The 16,508-nt window shown below is 40.1% G+C and carries 10 protein-coding genes; 9 read left to right on the plus strand and 1 reads right to left on the minus strand.

From position 1 onward, the window contains the following. Positions 1–641: 641 nt before the first annotated feature. On the minus strand, positions 642–1,925 hold the full coding sequence (locus ACJV2T_RS00520) for an ATP-binding protein (RefSeq protein ID WP_419398837.1): 1,284 nt from the start codon (positions 1,923–1,925) through the stop codon (positions 642–644). A 346-nt stretch (positions 1,926–2,271) separates the two neighbouring features. Between ACJV2T_RS00520 and ACJV2T_RS00525 the strand changes: the two genes are divergently transcribed. The 9 genes from ACJV2T_RS00525 to ACJV2T_RS00565 all read left to right on the plus strand — a co-directional run bounded on the left by ACJV2T_RS00525 (position 2,272) and on the right by ACJV2T_RS00565 (position 16,493). Continuing rightward, positions 2,272–3,561, plus strand: a complete 1,290-nt coding sequence (locus ACJV2T_RS00525; RefSeq protein ID WP_419398838.1) for a hypothetical protein — start codon at positions 2,272–2,274, stop codon at positions 3,559–3,561. 368 nt (positions 3,562–3,929) lie between these two features. Continuing rightward, entirely contained in the window at positions 3,930–4,115 is a 186-nt protein-coding gene (locus ACJV2T_RS00530; RefSeq protein WP_419398839.1) for an antitoxin VbhA family protein, read from the plus strand. 20 nt (positions 4,116–4,135) lie between these two features. Then, the gene (locus ACJV2T_RS00535) at positions 4,136–4,855 is read left to right on the plus strand and encodes a Fic/DOC family protein (protein ID WP_419398840.1); all 720 of its coding nucleotides are present in this window, start codon (positions 4,136–4,138) and stop codon (positions 4,853–4,855) included. A gap of 424 nt (positions 4,856–5,279) precedes the next feature. Next, the gene (locus ACJV2T_RS00540) at positions 5,280–6,626 is read left to right on the plus strand and encodes a Fic family protein (protein WP_419398841.1); all 1,347 of its coding nucleotides are present in this window, start codon (positions 5,280–5,282) and stop codon (positions 6,624–6,626) included. Positions 6,627–6,656: 30 nt separating this feature from the next. Next, the gene (locus ACJV2T_RS00545; protein ID WP_419398842.1) at positions 6,657–7,760 is read left to right on the plus strand and encodes an FAD:protein FMN transferase; all 1,104 of its coding nucleotides are present in this window, start codon (positions 6,657–6,659) and stop codon (positions 7,758–7,760) included. A 617-nt stretch (positions 7,761–8,377) separates the two neighbouring features. Continuing rightward, on the plus strand, positions 8,378–9,982 hold the full coding sequence (locus ACJV2T_RS00550) for a type I restriction-modification system subunit M (RefSeq protein ID WP_419398843.1): 1,605 nt from the start codon (positions 8,378–8,380) through the stop codon (positions 9,980–9,982). After that, positions 9,979–11,205, plus strand: a complete 1,227-nt coding sequence (locus ACJV2T_RS00555) for a restriction endonuclease subunit S (RefSeq protein ID WP_419398844.1) — start codon at positions 9,979–9,981, stop codon at positions 11,203–11,205. The genes ACJV2T_RS00550 and ACJV2T_RS00555 overlap by 4 nt, the downstream gene beginning before the upstream one ends. A gap of 39 nt (positions 11,206–11,244) precedes the next feature. Beyond that, a complete protein-coding gene (locus ACJV2T_RS00560) occupies positions 11,245–14,535 on the plus strand; it encodes a type I restriction endonuclease subunit R (RefSeq protein ID WP_419398845.1) in 3,291 nt (1,096 codons plus the stop codon). 239 nt (positions 14,536–14,774) lie between these two features. Next, positions 14,775–16,493, plus strand: coding sequence for an FTR1 family iron permease (locus ACJV2T_RS00565; protein ID WP_419398846.1), 1,719 nt, complete (start codon positions 14,775–14,777; stop codon positions 16,491–16,493). Positions 16,494–16,508: the final 15 nt, after the last annotated feature.

Consider the following 16,508-nt stretch of genomic DNA (forward strand, 5'->3'; position numbering starts at 1 on the left):
TTGTTTTTTGCGTGCGTTGTAAAGTTTCTGCCGTTTTTTGGCGTGTAGGCGACTTTTTCTTTACACGCGCGTAAAGTTTCTGCTGTTTTTCTGCTCTTTCGCGACCTTTTCTGTACACGCGCGTAAAATTTCTGCCGTTTTATCGCCTTAGCCCGACCTAAACTTTACAGCGTTGTAAAGTTTCTGCCGTGCAGGGGTGCAAGGTTTGTTAAGAGTTTTGGTTTGAGTTTTGGTTTGAGTCTTGGTTTGAGTCTTGGTTTTGGTTTGAGTTTTTGTTTAGGCTTATGTTTTGGGATTGTGTTGGCAGCACTAGCAGTATCGCGCTTCAATTTGTAATCATCGCTAATTTTGTCTTCAGAAGCGTAGTATGTAGTATTTTTCACTTTTGAAGGCAGATTCGCATTTTCACTTTCAAAACTTTAATTTTATTTTACTTTTGAAAGTGAGTGCCTATTTGCGCTCGCGTTCTCTTGTTTGTTTTCTTGCTTGCGTTCGCGTGCGAAGGCCCTTTTTTTGCTTAAGTTTTGCGAATCTTTACTTTTGAATATGCAAAATCGCAATTATCTTTACTTTTGATGGTTGTTATGTGTAAATAAGTAAAGATTTTAGTGCGTGAGTATTTAGATTCGTCATGATTTGTCTCAATTTGTTTCGAGCAGCCATTGCGCTATGTCTATTACGCGTATTCCGTCAATGTCATAAGAATCGTGACGCGTATTTGCAAGCAGGATTTTAGGGTAAGAGTCTTTTATTGCTTTTAGTGGCGAAAGTTCGCGCTCCAACGTTGCATCGTTACTAATATTGTCTGAAACTTGAATATAAATCTTTTTGCTCGCCTTTACTGCCACAAAATCTACTTCTTTTTGGTAAAGCTTGCCAACATAAATTGAGTATCCTCTTCGCATAAGCTCAAGTGCCACAATATTTTCGTATGCTCTTCCGTAATCCATGTTGCGAGTGCCCAGAATTGCGTAGCGTAGTGCGGTATCTGCTAAATAGTATTTTTCGTTTGTTTCTAAGTATTTTTTGCCGCGAATATCGTAGCGTTTTACTTTATAAAACATGAACGCATTGCATAAATATTTTAGGTATTTCCCAACTGTTACGTGCGTTGTTTCAATCTGATTCTGCTTAAGTATTGAGCTTACGTTGTTTGCGGTTGTGAGATTTGCAATATTATCCATTAAAAATTCGCATATTGAGTCAAGAAGTGACACTTCCGATATTGCGTATTTGTCTACTAAATCGCGTTTAACAAGAGTTGTATACACGTTTTTTATGTACGCTTCAGCATCGTCTTGGTTCGCGTAAACGTATGAGCCGGCAAGTCCGCCCTGTTGCAAATACCTTTGTAGAGCATCGTTAAAGTTGCTTGTTATTTCAAAGTATTCGCAATATTCTGCAAAGCTGAAAGGGAATATTGGTATTTCAATAAATCTTCCACTAAACAGTGTTGCAAGGTCCGAGCTAAGTAAGAATGCGTTGGATCCCGTTAAGTAAATATCGTATTTATTGCTATTGTGAAGGCTATTAATCGCAAGCTCAAATTTTGGGCACAATTGCACTTCGTCAATCGTAAGAACGTTGTAAGCGCCTGGTATATAACGGCTTTCAACGTATTCAAAAAGGCTTTTGTAATTTTTCAGATTTTCATAATTTAGGTTATTAAAGTCAATGTTGATTATGTTAAGTTTTTGGTTGTTTGAGTTATCTTGTTGTTGTAGTGCGTTTGGAAGTTGCGCATGCTTTGCTGACGCGTAAAGTTTGCTACTTTGATTGCTGTAGGTATTTTCTAAATACGTGCGGTAAGCGCGCAGCAACTCAGATTTTCCGCTGCGTCGAATGCCAGTGATGATTTTTATATCTGGTGTGCCTTTAAGTCGCTTTAGGCGATTTAGATAATCTGTTCTCTCGATTAGTTTCATTTCAATCGCCTTTCGTCTTCAGAAGCGTAGTATGTAGTATTTTTCACTTTTGAAAGCAGATTCGCATTTTCACTTTCAAAACTTTAATTTTATTTCACTTTTGAAAGTATTATATCATTTTCACTTTCAAAACTGTAATATTTTTTCACTTTTGAAAGTGGAAGCGTCTGTTTGCGTTCGCGCGAAGGCTCTTTCTTTTTGATTAATATTGTTGATTTTTGGCTACGGGGGGGGGGTATGCTTATATGCGATTGTTGATGAATTTCTGGCTTTACTTTTATCAATCTGCCAGTTGTTTCAACGTGTAATATTTGCGCTTTTTGCGCGAGAGAAGAAAGGATAAAGTATGCTAAAGAAAAAAGCGATAGGTGCTTTTGTTGCTGCTGTTACTTTGCTTAGTGGTTTTGCTTTTGCATCGCTTGCTCCAGTTGCCTTTGCAACTGATGGCAACAGTGGTAGTGATATAGAGAAAAATTGCGAAGTTCGTGAAAAATATGATGATGAAAGACTTGGCTTAGGCGTTTACACCCGTACTCTATATTGTAAAGATTCCAACGATTCTGAATATCATGAGGCATCGGCTGAAAAAAGAATACAATGGAGTAAAGCCGTTGCAAAGAGACTTAATATTCCAGGAGAACCTATTCAGGGTGCGCCATATTGGTGTGATAAAAATTTTTGCCCATTAGGCTCTTTTATTGATTCTGATCGTGTGGACAATTATATTACAGAAAAACTGAAAACGAGCGATGTGTTTTGCTATTATGCAGCTCATGGCACAGGTCTTCGCAAAGATGAAAACGGCATAGAAAGACTTAATGTAACATTCGGCGGCCCTGACTACTGCGATAAACATGCATGTAAAAGCGCTAGTAGAGGTACCGAAGAATTTAAAGTATGCCAAGCGCATGGATATTTCAATGATAGCGAAGATCAGTCTGGTTCAGACCAAACTCCCGCTCCTGAAACTAATCCTACTAAGAACCAAAACAGTAAACCAGATGGCAGTTCACCTGCTAAGTCTGGTTCTACTGTAGGTACAGCTCCTAAGTTAAGTGAAGGATTAGTGACATCGTCTTCTTCTGATTCAACTTCTTCTTCTAATTCGGAAGCCAATGATCAGGTGAATGCTCCTGCTAGCGTTCCTACTGCTCCTAAGAGTGTTAATGATCTTAAGCCGGAAGTTGAGGGCAAGATTACCGTTGGTAATAATAATGTTGCTCAAGCTGGTGCGGCTAATAAGGTTACCCTTCATGTTGATGATGCCAAGTTTAATGCTGAATTGAAGGAGAATGGTTCTGCTAAGGCTTATGCATTCATTTACTCTACTCCTAAGCTTTTGCACAGTGTGAGTGGTAGTGATTATGTGACAGTTAAGCTTGGTGCTGATGGTGTTCCTTATTTTGACGCTCAATTCCCTGCAGGATATTCAGGTAAGCATACTGTTGTTCTTGTAGATAAAGAGGGCAAGCAGCTCGCTTGGACGAATATTACTGTAGTGAATAATGTCGTTAAGACTGCTTTGGATGTTGTTGCTAGCAATTTGCCTGGCACTGGTGTAGGTGTTGGTATAACTGCAATTGTTATGGCTGTTCTTGCTGGTGTCGGTGTTACTTTGCGTAAAGTTCGCCGCTAGTTAATCAATTAGCTGGTTAACTGACTGGATTGCTAGATAACCAGCTAATTGATTAATTAATATTGCTGTTATTGGCAGCAGCAATAGTTTATTAAGGGCTTTCGCTCGCGTTCGCTTGTTTGTTTTCTTGCTTGCGTTCGCGTGCGAAGGCTCTTTCTTTTTACTTAAGTTTTGCGAAGTGGGATTTGCTAGGTGTTAAAGCGTGTAAATTATCTACGCCGAAACGAGTGGCGTGATGTTGCCGATGCTTTTTGCGTTTGTGTGGATTCGTCAAATTGCAAAATATTCTGTAATCAAAATGCATTGCGAATAGTAAAATAGTTAATAGTTGTTTTTGATTTGGGTGCGTGTGTTGGCAGGGAGAAGAAATGATTGATAAAGAAACGCAACGTAGGCGTCAAGAAAATTTGGGTCTTGCAATAGCTTCAGGCAAACTTGAAGGCAATTCGCCTTCAAAAGAGTTTCTTTATGACGCAAATCAATATGCTAAAGGTTTTATAACCAGTGACGAATTTGTTGCTAGAATGCGTTCTAGATATGGCGTGATGGATTAAGTTATTGGGTTGTGTGTGTCGTGGAAACAGTTTTTGACCCTTATCTTATTCCTCACACAAGGGTATTGAAGAACAAATCTAATATAAATAATCAGATTGAATTAGATAAATATGAGAACGATGCTGTTCTCACAAGATGTTCTATTTTGTACGAAAACTTGCCACATGCTGAAGGAACTGTTAAGCAATTGCAATGGATTCATCATTATCTTTTTCAAGATGTTTACGATTGGGCTGGCCAGATTCGCACTATAGACATGACTAAAGGCGGCGGCGAACCGTTTCATCCGCTTGAATACATGGGCGTTGGAATTCGTTACTGTGAGCAAACGCTTAAAAATGATAATTTATTGCAAGGTTTATCTATTGACGAGTTTATTAGTAAGCTAAGTGTAAATTACAATAATTTTAATGTTTTACACCCATTTCGTGAGGGCAATGGTAGAACGCAACGCGTTTTTTGGGATATAGTTGCGCGAGATTCTGGATACCATTTCGATTGGGGATTAATAACGCAGCGTGTTAACGACGAAGCTTCAATCCAGGCTAAAGATGCTAACGATACAAAGCTTCTTGAAGATATGTTCCACATTATTACAAAGCCTTTGCAGGTTGAGCTTTTAGCGCAGCAGCAGTTTGCGCATCTTGTTGAAGAAGAATACGAATACGCGCCGAATGTGGCTAGTGTTTTGCAGGATAAGGATTACGCTGCGTATAAAACGCGTTACGGCATAGATTGAATTTAGCGATTGTGTATTGCTAATGCCGAAGCGAGTGACATGATGTTGCTGATGTTGCCAGTTCTGCCGATGTTTCTATAGTGCGTTTTTGCCAAAATGTAGGTATAGGCGAATATATTTTGCCTGCTATACCGCTGTTTTGCGAAAATGTCGGTATAGATGAATGTTTTTTACTCGCTATGCCTTCATTTTGCCAAAATGTCGGTATAGAATAGATTTTTACGTTAGTTAAGCAATCATTTTGTGATAAATGCGTTATTTGCGTATAAGCAAAATATCGCAAGCAAAATAGCGCAAACAAAATATTGCAAGACATCACTACAAAATCCTCAATAACGTAGACACAATAACGTAGACACAATAACGTAAACGCAATAACGTAGACACAATAATGTAAACGCAATAATGTAAATGGAGTCGCATTATGGATTACAAAACAATACGCAAAATAGTTGCGATGTCTAAAAGTAATGCAAAACCTTGTGATATTGCGGAAGAAGAATATCGCTTGCGCATTGATAATCCTGCAACGTATCGTTCTGGAATCATATTTGATGCGCATGAGATTTTTGCAATGTGCGTAACGGATCTTGTAACGTATATGAATGATATTGCGAATACTGAAAAAGCGGTTGAAAAAGCGTGGAGCGAGTTACCGCGGTTTGCTCAGCGCGAGTATTTAATGCAACTTATTGCGAAAGAAGTGCAAAATACCAACATTATTGAAGGTGTTCACAGCACTAGAAAAGAGCTTTCCAAAGCGCTTGCTGCTGCGAGTGAACAGAATAAGCATACGCGTTTTAGTGAATTTACTAAGCTTTTTCTTGAGCTTGCAGATTCTAAAGAAAAGTCTGTTGCGGCATCTGTTACGGACTCTGTTGCGGATTTGAATGTAAAGTCAGTCGAAAAGTCGTCTGTACAGTCAGTTGCAGATTCCAATGAGAGTAGCACTTCAATTCCGCAAACATTGCAAGATATACGAAAAATCTACGACAGCATTATGCAGGACGAATTAGAATCAGGCGATATTCCAGATGGTGAGATTTTTAGAAGTGGAAAAGTAAGTATTCGTGATGGTGCAAATAATGTAGTGCACGATGGCGATGCAACGGAAGCGGAAATTCAAAAGCATTTAACGCAGATGTTGCGTTTGATGAATAGCAACGAAGTCCCAACGCTTATCAAGGCGTGCATGTGCCACTATGCTTTTGAGAGCGTGCACCCGTTTTATGATGGGAACGGCAGAACTGGGCGGTTTTTACTTGCTTTGCAAATGCACGAGCAGCTTTCGATGCCAACAATTTTGAGCTTAAGCTCTATAATTTATGCAGAAAAATCTGGATACTATGCTGCCTTTTCCAAATCGCAAGAACTGTTTAATTGCAATGATTTAACTATGTTTTGCTGCACAATGTTGAAATATATTAAAAAAGCACAGAACGAAGTATTCGACAATATTGTTTTGCAATTAAAACAGATTATTTACTGCATGAATAAGCTGTTCAAGTTTTCCAAAAAAACAGCGATTTCTGAAGTGCAGTACGAAGTTATGACCATTTTGTTGCAAAATAAGCTTTTTTCGTATAATTCAACTCCGATGACTCGCAAGCAATTAAGTGAATACGTTGGCAATGCAATTGATGAGAAGATTGGTAATAGAAAGATTGTGAGTGCGCTTAACGGTTTGATTAAGCTTGGAATGGTTGACTCGTTGGGCGAACGCCCTATTCGGTATGAGCTTTCTAAAAAAGCGAATGAAATGTTTGCGTGAGGCAAGCGATGTTTTTGCGTGAGGCAAGTGATGTTTGGGAATGTAATGGCGATTGAGCGCGCGCTTGGCACGGGGATTATTATTTCCAGCAGCAAGCCGATTGCGCAGCGCGTTGAGCAGCGGATTCGCGATTTTGTTGATGAGTATGAATCGGTGCTTTCGCGCTTTCGTGAAGATTCGCTTGTTTCGCGCATGGCTCGTGCGGAGCATGGCGGCGATTTTGAGTTTCCAACGTGGGTGCAGCCGCTTTTTGCAATTTATGACGAGTTTTACGCTGCTACGCGCGGAGCTTTCGACGCGTGCGTTGGTGCGGATCTGCTTGCGCTTGGCTACGATAATTCTGTGCAATTCGTTCCGGAGTCGGTTGGCAGCGCGAGCAATGATAGTGTCAGTGTCAGTGGCAATTGGAGCAAATATCGCCGCGCTTTGCCAGTTAAGTGGGCAGATATTTCGCGAGATGACGACAGCACAACGCTTTGCACAAATCAACCAGTGCAGCTTGATTTTGGTGCAGCGGGTAAGGGCTATTTTGTAGATCTTGTAACGAATATTCTTAAAGACGAGCTTGGTGACGATTCGCTTTCGGATTGCGATTCGCTTTCGGATTGCGATTTTTTGGTAAACGCTGGCGGTGATATGCGCGCTTGTTTTAGCGATGAAGATTATCAAATAAAAGTTGCGCTGGAAAATCCTTTTGATACAACGCAAGCGGTAGGTGCGGCATCAATTGTAAGTGGAGCGTTGTGTGCATCGTCTAATGCGAGAAGGCGATGGAAAGTAAAAGACGCAAATTGTCTTGCAGCTAATGCTTTTGAATCTAATTGTCACAAATCTAATGGTTGCGAATCCGATGCTTTTGAATCTAATCTAATTGCCACTCACTTAATCAACGCTTTAGACGGCATTCCTGCTTGCGATTTATGCGCAAGCTGGGCATATGTTCCTGCTAAAACTTGCGCTTTTCCAACGGCTTATGCCGATGCGCTCGCAACTGCGTTGTTTGTTTCGCAAGAAAACGATTTGCAAAAAATCGTGCAAACCACCAGTGCTGAGTTTGCTGTAATGCTGCCAAATTGCGCGGCTTGCCAAGTTCGCAAAACGTCCGCCTTTCCCGCGCACTTTTTTGCGGACTAATGCTGGCGATGCTAACTAATGCCTAATAATGACGATGCGAGCTAACTTGCTTACGCAAATCGAAGCTCGTCGCAAACAATACGAGTCCTATCGCGATCAACTCCTAACTTTCAAGCGTGCGTAATATCATTCGTAATGTAGATGTATTTTAAGGTGTTGTAATCAACTTTTGTTTCCATGTACAACAAGGTATAATTAAAACGTAATTGCGGTGTGTGTTTGCGGACACGCACCTGTGGGAGCTGACATAGTTTCGGCTCCCTCTTTTATTTTGAGTGTTGAATAGTAATAGCGAATATCTAGAAATAGTGATAAACTCACTGGTAACAGCAGCCCCCTAAGCCTACTAACAGTGCTCAAATCTGGGGGTTCTTTTTCTGACTAATCGCCTTATTGTTTAATGCGTTGTTGCGTTGTGCTTTGTGTAACTCAAAGCTTGCATGCAGAAATCGAAGATCGTAAAAAGCGATGCGAATACTATCACTGCTGATTGTGTGCGCTTACAGTAGAATATTAAAGAACGCTTATTTAATTATTGCGTAATATTGCGTAATTATTGCGTTTATTTAATTATTGCGTATACGCGTGCACAAATTGCACAAATAGGGAGCAGCAAAATGGACACTCGCAAAGAAGAAGAACGCGCGGAATTACATCGCACGATTTGGAAGATTGCCGACGATTTGCGGGGTTCTGTTGATGGTTGGGACTTCAAAGCATACGTGTTGTGCACAATGTTTTATCGCTATATTTCCGAGAATTTATGCGATTTTATTAATAAGAACGAGCACGAATCTAAAGACGGCGATCCAAATTTTGATTATGCAACAATAAGCGATGAGGATGCCGAGCCTCTTCGCAGTGAAATGATCTCGGCTAAAGGCTTCTTTATACTTCCTAGCGAACTGTTTTGCAACGTGCTTAAGAATGCTCCTCAAGATAGCAATTTAAACGAAACATTAAGTCGTGTGTTCCGCAATATTGAAGCTTCTTCTCAAGGAACTGATTCCTCTGACGATTTTAAAGGATTATTCTCCGATTACGATGTGAATAACATTAAGCTTGCAGACACTGTTGAAGGCAGAAATAAGCGTTTTGTTAGGTTATTGCAAGTGATTAGTGAGATGAAGCTTGGCAGCGTAAACAACAATGTGATTGAGGCTTTTGGCGATGCTTACGAATATTTGATGGGCTTGTACGCTTCTAATGCTGGCAAGTCTGGCGGCGAATACTTTACGCCTGCAGAAGTCTCAATGCTGCTCACGCGCCTTGGAACAGTTGGAAAATCAAGCATTTCAGACGTATACGACCCAGCATGCGGATCCGGGTCGCTTCTGCTAAAAGCCAAAAAAGTGCTAGGCATTGAAAACATTAATGGCGGTTTTTACGGTCAGGAAAAGAACGTTACTAGCTACAACTTGTGCCGCATGAACATGTTTTTGCACGATGTGAATTTTGATAAGTTTACTATTACGTGCGGTGATACTCTTATAAAACCGATAATCAAGGATAATAAAAAGTTTGAGCTAGTGGTTTCTAATCCGCCTTATTCCACGAGTTGGGAGGGGGATTCTAATCCGTGTATGATTAATGATTCTCGTTTTGCTCCAGCTGGTGTGCTTGCTCCAAAAAGCAAGGCAGACATGGCATTTGTTTTGCACTGCTTGGCGTATTTGGCAGAAAATGGTGCTGCTGCAATTGTTTGCTTCCCAGGAATTATGTACCGCGGCGGAGCTGAGCAGAAGATTCGCCAATATTTAGTTGAGCGTAATGCTGTTGATTGCGTTATTCAGCTTCCGAGCAACTTGTTCTTTGGCACTTCGATTGCTACGTGCATTATGGTTTTGCGCAAAAACAAGCAAAATGACACTTCTATATTGTTCGTTGATGCAAGTAAAGAGTTTGTAAAGTCAACGAATAGTAACAAGCTTTCGGATGAGAATATTGAGCAAATTGTTCAGTGGTACACTTCTAGGCAAGATGTGGAGCATATTGCGCACGTTGCGTCTTTGGAAGAAGTGGAATCCAATAAATATAATCTTTCAGTTTCCACATACGTTGAAGCAGAAGATACTCACGAAAAGATTGATATTACAGAGCTTAATGCGCAATTAAAAACGATTTGCGCTCGCGAGCAAGAGTTGCGCGAGCAGATTGAGAAGATTGTAAGCGAGATTGAAGCTGGCGGCGTTAACTCTGATAATAGCGAGGTGGCTCAATGACTAGCAAACTTGAGGAATTAATCGCTGAGCTTTGCCCGAATGGTGTGGAGTATAGGAAAGTTGGCGATATTAAAAAAGATAAAGCAATTAGGCTTATATCTCCGAGTCTGAAAATTAAATCGAACGATTACAAAAATGAGGGATCTGTTCCAATAATCTCGCAGGAATTAGAGTTTATTTCTGGATATTCAGATGTATTTGATCCAAATATTCCTAATTCAGAATATGTATGTTTCGGCGACCATAGTGAGCATATAAAATACGTTAATTTTGCTTTTGTGCAAGGTGCAGATGGACTTAAAATTATTTCTGTTAATAATGAAGTTATACTAGCCAAGTATTTTTATTATGCTATATCAAATTATTATGTTAAGCATAATAATTATGAACGTCACTTCAAATATCTGATGGATACTGAAATACCAGTGCCGCCGCTTGAGGTTCAAGAGGAGATTGTGCGGATTTTAGATACGTTTACAGAGCTTACAGCAGAGCTTACAGCAGAGCTTACAGCTCGTAAAAAGCAATACGAATACTATCGAGATACACTGCTTACATTTGACGACAACAATCCTCTTCACTCGCTTATATCGCGCTGCTGCCCGAATGGTGTTGAGTATAAGAATCTTAAAGAATTAGGTTCATTCTTTGGTGGATTGACTGGTAAGAATAAGAATGATTTTGTTGATGGAAATGCTCGTTATATAACCTATAAAAATGTGTATTGTAATGCAGCTGTAGATTTCTCTACAAATGATTTTGTTAAGGTTTCTGATGGTGAAAAGCAAAATGTTTTACAATATGGTGATGTAATTTTTACCGGCTCATCTGAAACTCCTGATGAATGTGGTTTTTCGTCTGCTGTTACCTGTCGCCTAAATGAAGAAGTATATTTAAACAGTTTTTGTTTTGCTTTTCGATTCAACGATGTAAGCATGATGAATCCTGATTTTTCTAAATATCTGTTTCGTTCAAGTGCGTTGCGTTCTCAAATAAAGCGAACTGCTAACGGTGTTACGCGATTTAATGTATCTAAAGCATTAATGAGTAAAGTAACAATCCCCATCCCACCTCTAGAAGTACAGCATCAAATCGTACAAATTCTGGATCGCTTTGACGCGTTGTGCAATGATTTAACTCAAGGACTGCCTGCAGAAATCGAAGCTAGACGCAAGCAATACGAGTACTATCGCGATCAACTCCTTACCTTCAAGCGTGCATAATAGAAAAATGTGAGTAAGAGTAAGAAAGAAGGAAGCAAAATGAAAATTGTGTTAGAGAATCAAGATAGCACTGTAATGTCTACGTTCACGCCGAGTGAGCGAAACGACGGCAGCTATCAAAGCGAAGCACAACTCGAAGAAGAGTTCATTAACATTTTGCAATCCCAAGGCTACGAGTACGCTCACATTCACAACGAGAAAGATCTTATAGCAAATCTTCGAGTGCAAATCGAAAAGCTCAACGACTATCATTTTTCAGATGGCGAATGGGAAAGATTTTTCAAAGAAAATATTGCAAACAGCACTGACGATATAGTTAAGAAAACAGATACTATTCAGCGAGATAACGTTAAAATACTCAAAAAAGATAACGGCGAAGGTAAAAACATAAATATTATTGACAAAGAAAATATTCACAAGAATATTGTGCAAGTAATCAACCAATATGCTGTTAATGCAAACGATAATGCAAGCGATAATGATGCAAATGGCCCTGCGCGTAGTAATCGTTACGATGTGACTGTTCTAGTAAACGGCTTGCCGATGGTTCATATTGAGCTAAAGCGCAGGGGTGTGCCTATTAGAGAAGCGTTCAATCAGATTAACCGTTATGCTCGCGACTCATTTTGGGCTGGAAGCGGGCTATTTGGATACGTGCAAATTTTTGTAATCTCAAACGGCTCTGAAACAAAGTATTACTCTAACTCAACTCGCAATAATGCTTACAATGAGCAGAAAAGTAAAGGATCTAGCAAAACAACAACAAGTAACAGTTTTGAATTTACAAACTATTGGTCCGATGCTCAAAACACTATAATCTCTGACTTATGCGATTTTGCTAAAACATTCTTTGCAAAGCACGTAATTCTTAACATTCTTACAAAATATTGCGTTTTTAATGCAGACAAATGCTTGATGGTTATGCGACCATACCAGATTACTGCAGCAGAAAACATAGTGAATCGCGTAAAATACATGTTTGCTAATGCAAGTAAAATGCCATCATCGGAGCGCCAAAAGGGTGGTTATGTTTGGCATACTACTGGATCGGGTAAAACGTTAACTAGCTTCAAAACCTCGCAGCTAGTAAAAACTTTGAAAGACGCAGAAGGCAATAATCTTGTTGACAAAGTTTTGTTTGTGGTAGATCGTAAAGATCTTGACTATCAAACAATGAGAGAATATAACGCGTTTGAAAAAGGGGTCGCAAATAGTAACACTTCAACAGCTGTACTTACAAAACAGCTAGAAGACAATACCGAAAAATGCAGGCTTATTATAACCACTATTCAAAAGCTTAGTAGATTTATAAGCAACAACCCAAGTCATGAAATTTACAAAAAGCGCATAGTGTTTATTTTTGACGAATGCCACCGAAGCCAGTTTGGAGGCATGCATGCGGATATTGTAAAACACTTTAAAAATAGCTTGCTTTTTGGGTTTACTGGCACGCCAATTTTTGAAGCGAACGCTGCTGGCTCCGACGCTACGCATCTTTCTACAACCGAGCAAACTTTTGGACCTTGCTTGCATACTTACACAATCATTAACGCGATTAACGATAAAAACGTGTTGCCATTCCGCGTAGAATACGTTGCTACTGTAAAAACGTCTAGCGAGTTGGAAAAAGCAACAGACGAATTGGTTGCAGATATTAATCGTCCCGAGGTAATTAAGCACAAAGATCGCGTGCATAATGTCGTTCAATACATTATTGAGCATTTTAGTCAAAAAACGTATCGCAACGAGAAAACTTACAAATACAAGCGCATTCTTAACGTTAAAGAACTTGCTGCTGATAAGCATAACTCTGTAGAACCTAAAAAATCTTCTGAAGCAGTTGACGTAAACGGCTTTAATTCAATCTTTGCTGTTGCGGACATTGAGCTTGCAAAATTGTATTACAACGAGTTCAAAAAGCAGCAGCAAAATCTGCCGCCAAGCGAACGCTTAAAAGTGGTAACTATTTTTAGCTATGCAGTAAACGAGGGTGAGTCAGATTCTTCGGAGTATAGCAACGGCATGGGTTCTCTTGGAGAAGAAAATTCTGAAAGCACTGCAAGACTTGACGCAAATTCGCAAGAATTCTTGGAAAGCGCTATAAACGACTACAATCAAATGTTTGGAATGCACTACGATACGTCAAACAGTGAGTTTCAGAGTTACTATAAGGATGTGTCAATGAGGATGAAGAATAAGGAAATTGACGTTTTGATTGTAGTCAACATGTTCCTAACTGGTTTCGATGCAACAACTTTGAACACGCTTTGGGTAGATAAAAATCTTCGCATGCATGGGCTTATTCAAGCGTTTTCGCGCACAAATCGAATATTGAACTCCGTTAAAACGTTCGGAAACATTGTGTGCTTTAGGGATTTGAGCTATCAAGTTGACAAAGCGGTAGCTCTTTTTGGAGATAAAGATGCGCAAGGTATTGTGCTTTGCCCTACCTTTGAGCAGATTTTCAACGGTTATGTTGATGCTAATGGATCTGAGCGCTGCGGATACAGTGATTTAGTAAATGAGCTTATGGAAAAGTATCCGCTACAAGGATTCAATATTGTTGGAGAAGAGAATCAGAAAAAGTTTATATCGCTTTTTGGTAATATTTTGCGCTTGCGTAACATGCTGAAAGCTTTCGATCAATTTGAAGGCAACGAGATAATCAAAGAGCGCGATATGCAAGATTACTTGGGGCATTACCAAGATTTGCATGAAGAATGGAAGTGCAAAGAGCAAAAAGGCGAGATTGCAGACATTACGGACGATGTTGTGTTTGAGATGGAGCTTGTGCGCCAAGTAGAAGTAAATATTGACTACATTTTGATGTTAGTAGAACGCTACCATAGCAAGCATTGTAAAGATAAAAATGTTCTTGCTTCTATTAAGGTGGCGATTGACGCTAGCCCGCAGTTGCGTAGTAAAAAGAAGCTTATTGAAGGGTTTATTGCGCAGCTTAATGAGAAGGAGCTTGAAAAGCTTGTGGATTATGGCGGTACAACTACTGTTTACGATTCGAACGGCAACAAGGTGAGTATTGTTGATTGCTGGAGCGAGTATGTTGAGCAAAAGTATAATCATGACTTGGCGCAACTTGTGCAAAGCGAAGGATTAAACGATGATTTGACTCGCAAGTTTATGGAGAAATCTTTTAGCGCTGGCGAAGTGAGCGAGCTTGGTACAGATATTAATGATTTAATGCCTAGAATGAGCAGATTTGGCGCTGCGGCTCAAGCGCGCGCTGAGAAGAAAAGTCGCATTGTGGAAAGTATGAGAAAACTATTTAATGAGTTTGTTGGACTTGTCGGCTTTAGTAAAAACGAAAGATAATTATCGTTATCAATATCATTTTTGTAATATTTGCGTGTTTTTTGCGTCGAACTATATCAATCTACATGATATGTCGATATTATGTACCTGTGGGGCCTTTGTAATGGCAAGTTTTAGTTGGGTGCGCTCAATTTGGGGTAGAGCGCGTAGATATGCAGGAAATGCGTTAACGCAAAAGGCGTAAAACGCGTGAGAAGTGCGGAATCGCAAGAAGACGCGGAAGAACGCGAGGAGATGTTATGCGCGCGTGTGTAAAAGTGCGCCGAATTATTCGTGACTCGGCTGCACTGATTCTGGCTGTGTGCATGTTGGTAGGTTGCATAGTTAGCTCGTTTGCTACAACTATTCCAGCTTTTGCAACAGATGCAGATCGTTCGTATACTAGCTGGACAGAAGTTTCTAAAGCAATTAACAATGAATTGCTACAAGGTCAATCAGAATACAATAGTGGCAATAATTCTGGAGCTGCAACTCGATTTGAAGCAGCATACAATTCAGTTTACGTTGCTTCTAACATGATTACGGTTGTGCGAGATGCAATCGGGCAGAATAAAGTTCAAGCACAAACTGATCAATTCCAGCAGCTGCAAACGCTTGTATACCAGCAAAATCAAACTTCGCAAATAAGTGCTGTTTCAACTGCTCTTGCAGCGGATGTTGCACAAACTGCATCTAGTCTAGATGCCAACTCAAAAGTGGATAAGCCAAATGTTTATGCACAAAAGTTGCGTGCGCAAATTAAAGCAGAGCGCAAAAAGCTAGATGCTGCAAAAAAGAAAAACCTTGGACGCAATGGTCGTACGTGGGGTCAAGTTGCTCGAGAAATGAATGTTATTCTCGACAAATCTGTTGCAAAATACAAGTCTGCAAAAGGTAATAAAACTCAAGTAGCAGCCGCAGTTGATTTAATTAACGAAGCCTATTACCAGTATTACGAAAAGCTCGGTTTCGAGAAGAACGTGATGAATGCAATAAGCGGAAGTCGCGTTTCGACTGTCGAATATCAATTCAAAGAGTGCCGCCAAACAATGAACAATGGCGGAACTATTGAGCAAGCTAAAAAGTTTGTAACGGATCTTAAAGCGATGCTTATTGAAGATGCAGCAAAATTAGACAAAGGTGCATCTTCAAGCGCAAATCCATTTATGCAATTCATAACTAGCTCATTTGGTCAAGCTTTCGTAATTTTGCTTCGTGAAGGTTTGGAAGCGTTGCTAGTTGTTGCAGCAATTATTGCTTACCTTGTTAAATCCGGTCACAAGAATATGGTGAAGTATATTTACCTAGGTATTGCGGCTGGAATTGTGGCATCTCTCGCTGTAGCTGCACTATTCGGATTGCTGTTTAATGGCTCTGGTCCGCAGCAGGAGATTACAGAAGGCGTTGTTGCATTGTTCGCAATGCTTATGCTGCTTTACACGAGTAACTGGATGATTTCTAGATCTTCAGTGCAAGCATGGAATAAGTATATTAGTGAGCAAACAACGGCAGCAGTTTCTAAGGGAAGCTTGGTTTCTTTAGCGTTATTGAGTTTCCTTGCGGTGTTCCGCGAAGGTGCTGAAACTGTAATCTTCTATCAAGCAATCTTTGCAGTTTCAAACGGAGCTGACTCTATGATTTGGGGAGGCTTCATTTCCGCTGCTGCAGTTCTTGTAGTGATATTCTTGCTAATTCGTTTCGCATCTGTGCACATACCAATTCGCCCATTCTTTACTGGAACAAGTGCTCTTATGTCTGTTCTCGTAGTGATTTTTGCAGGCGGTGGTGTGCACGCGTTAATCGAGGGCGACGCTCTCGAAGGAATGTATATTCAAGGCTTGCCAACTAACGATTGGCTTGGGTTCTATCCGTATGTTGAGACGATTGTTGCTCAAATTGTGGCAGCAATTGTTGTGATTTCACTGCTTTGCGTATCTATTGCGCGAAGTCGTGGGAAACGCGCGATAGAAAATAAATAAGCAAAACAACAAATA

The organism is Gardnerella phocaeensis (assembly GCF_048545075.1).
Classification (GTDB): Bacteria; Actinomycetota; Actinomycetes; order Actinomycetales; family Bifidobacteriaceae; genus Bifidobacterium; species Bifidobacterium vaginale_J.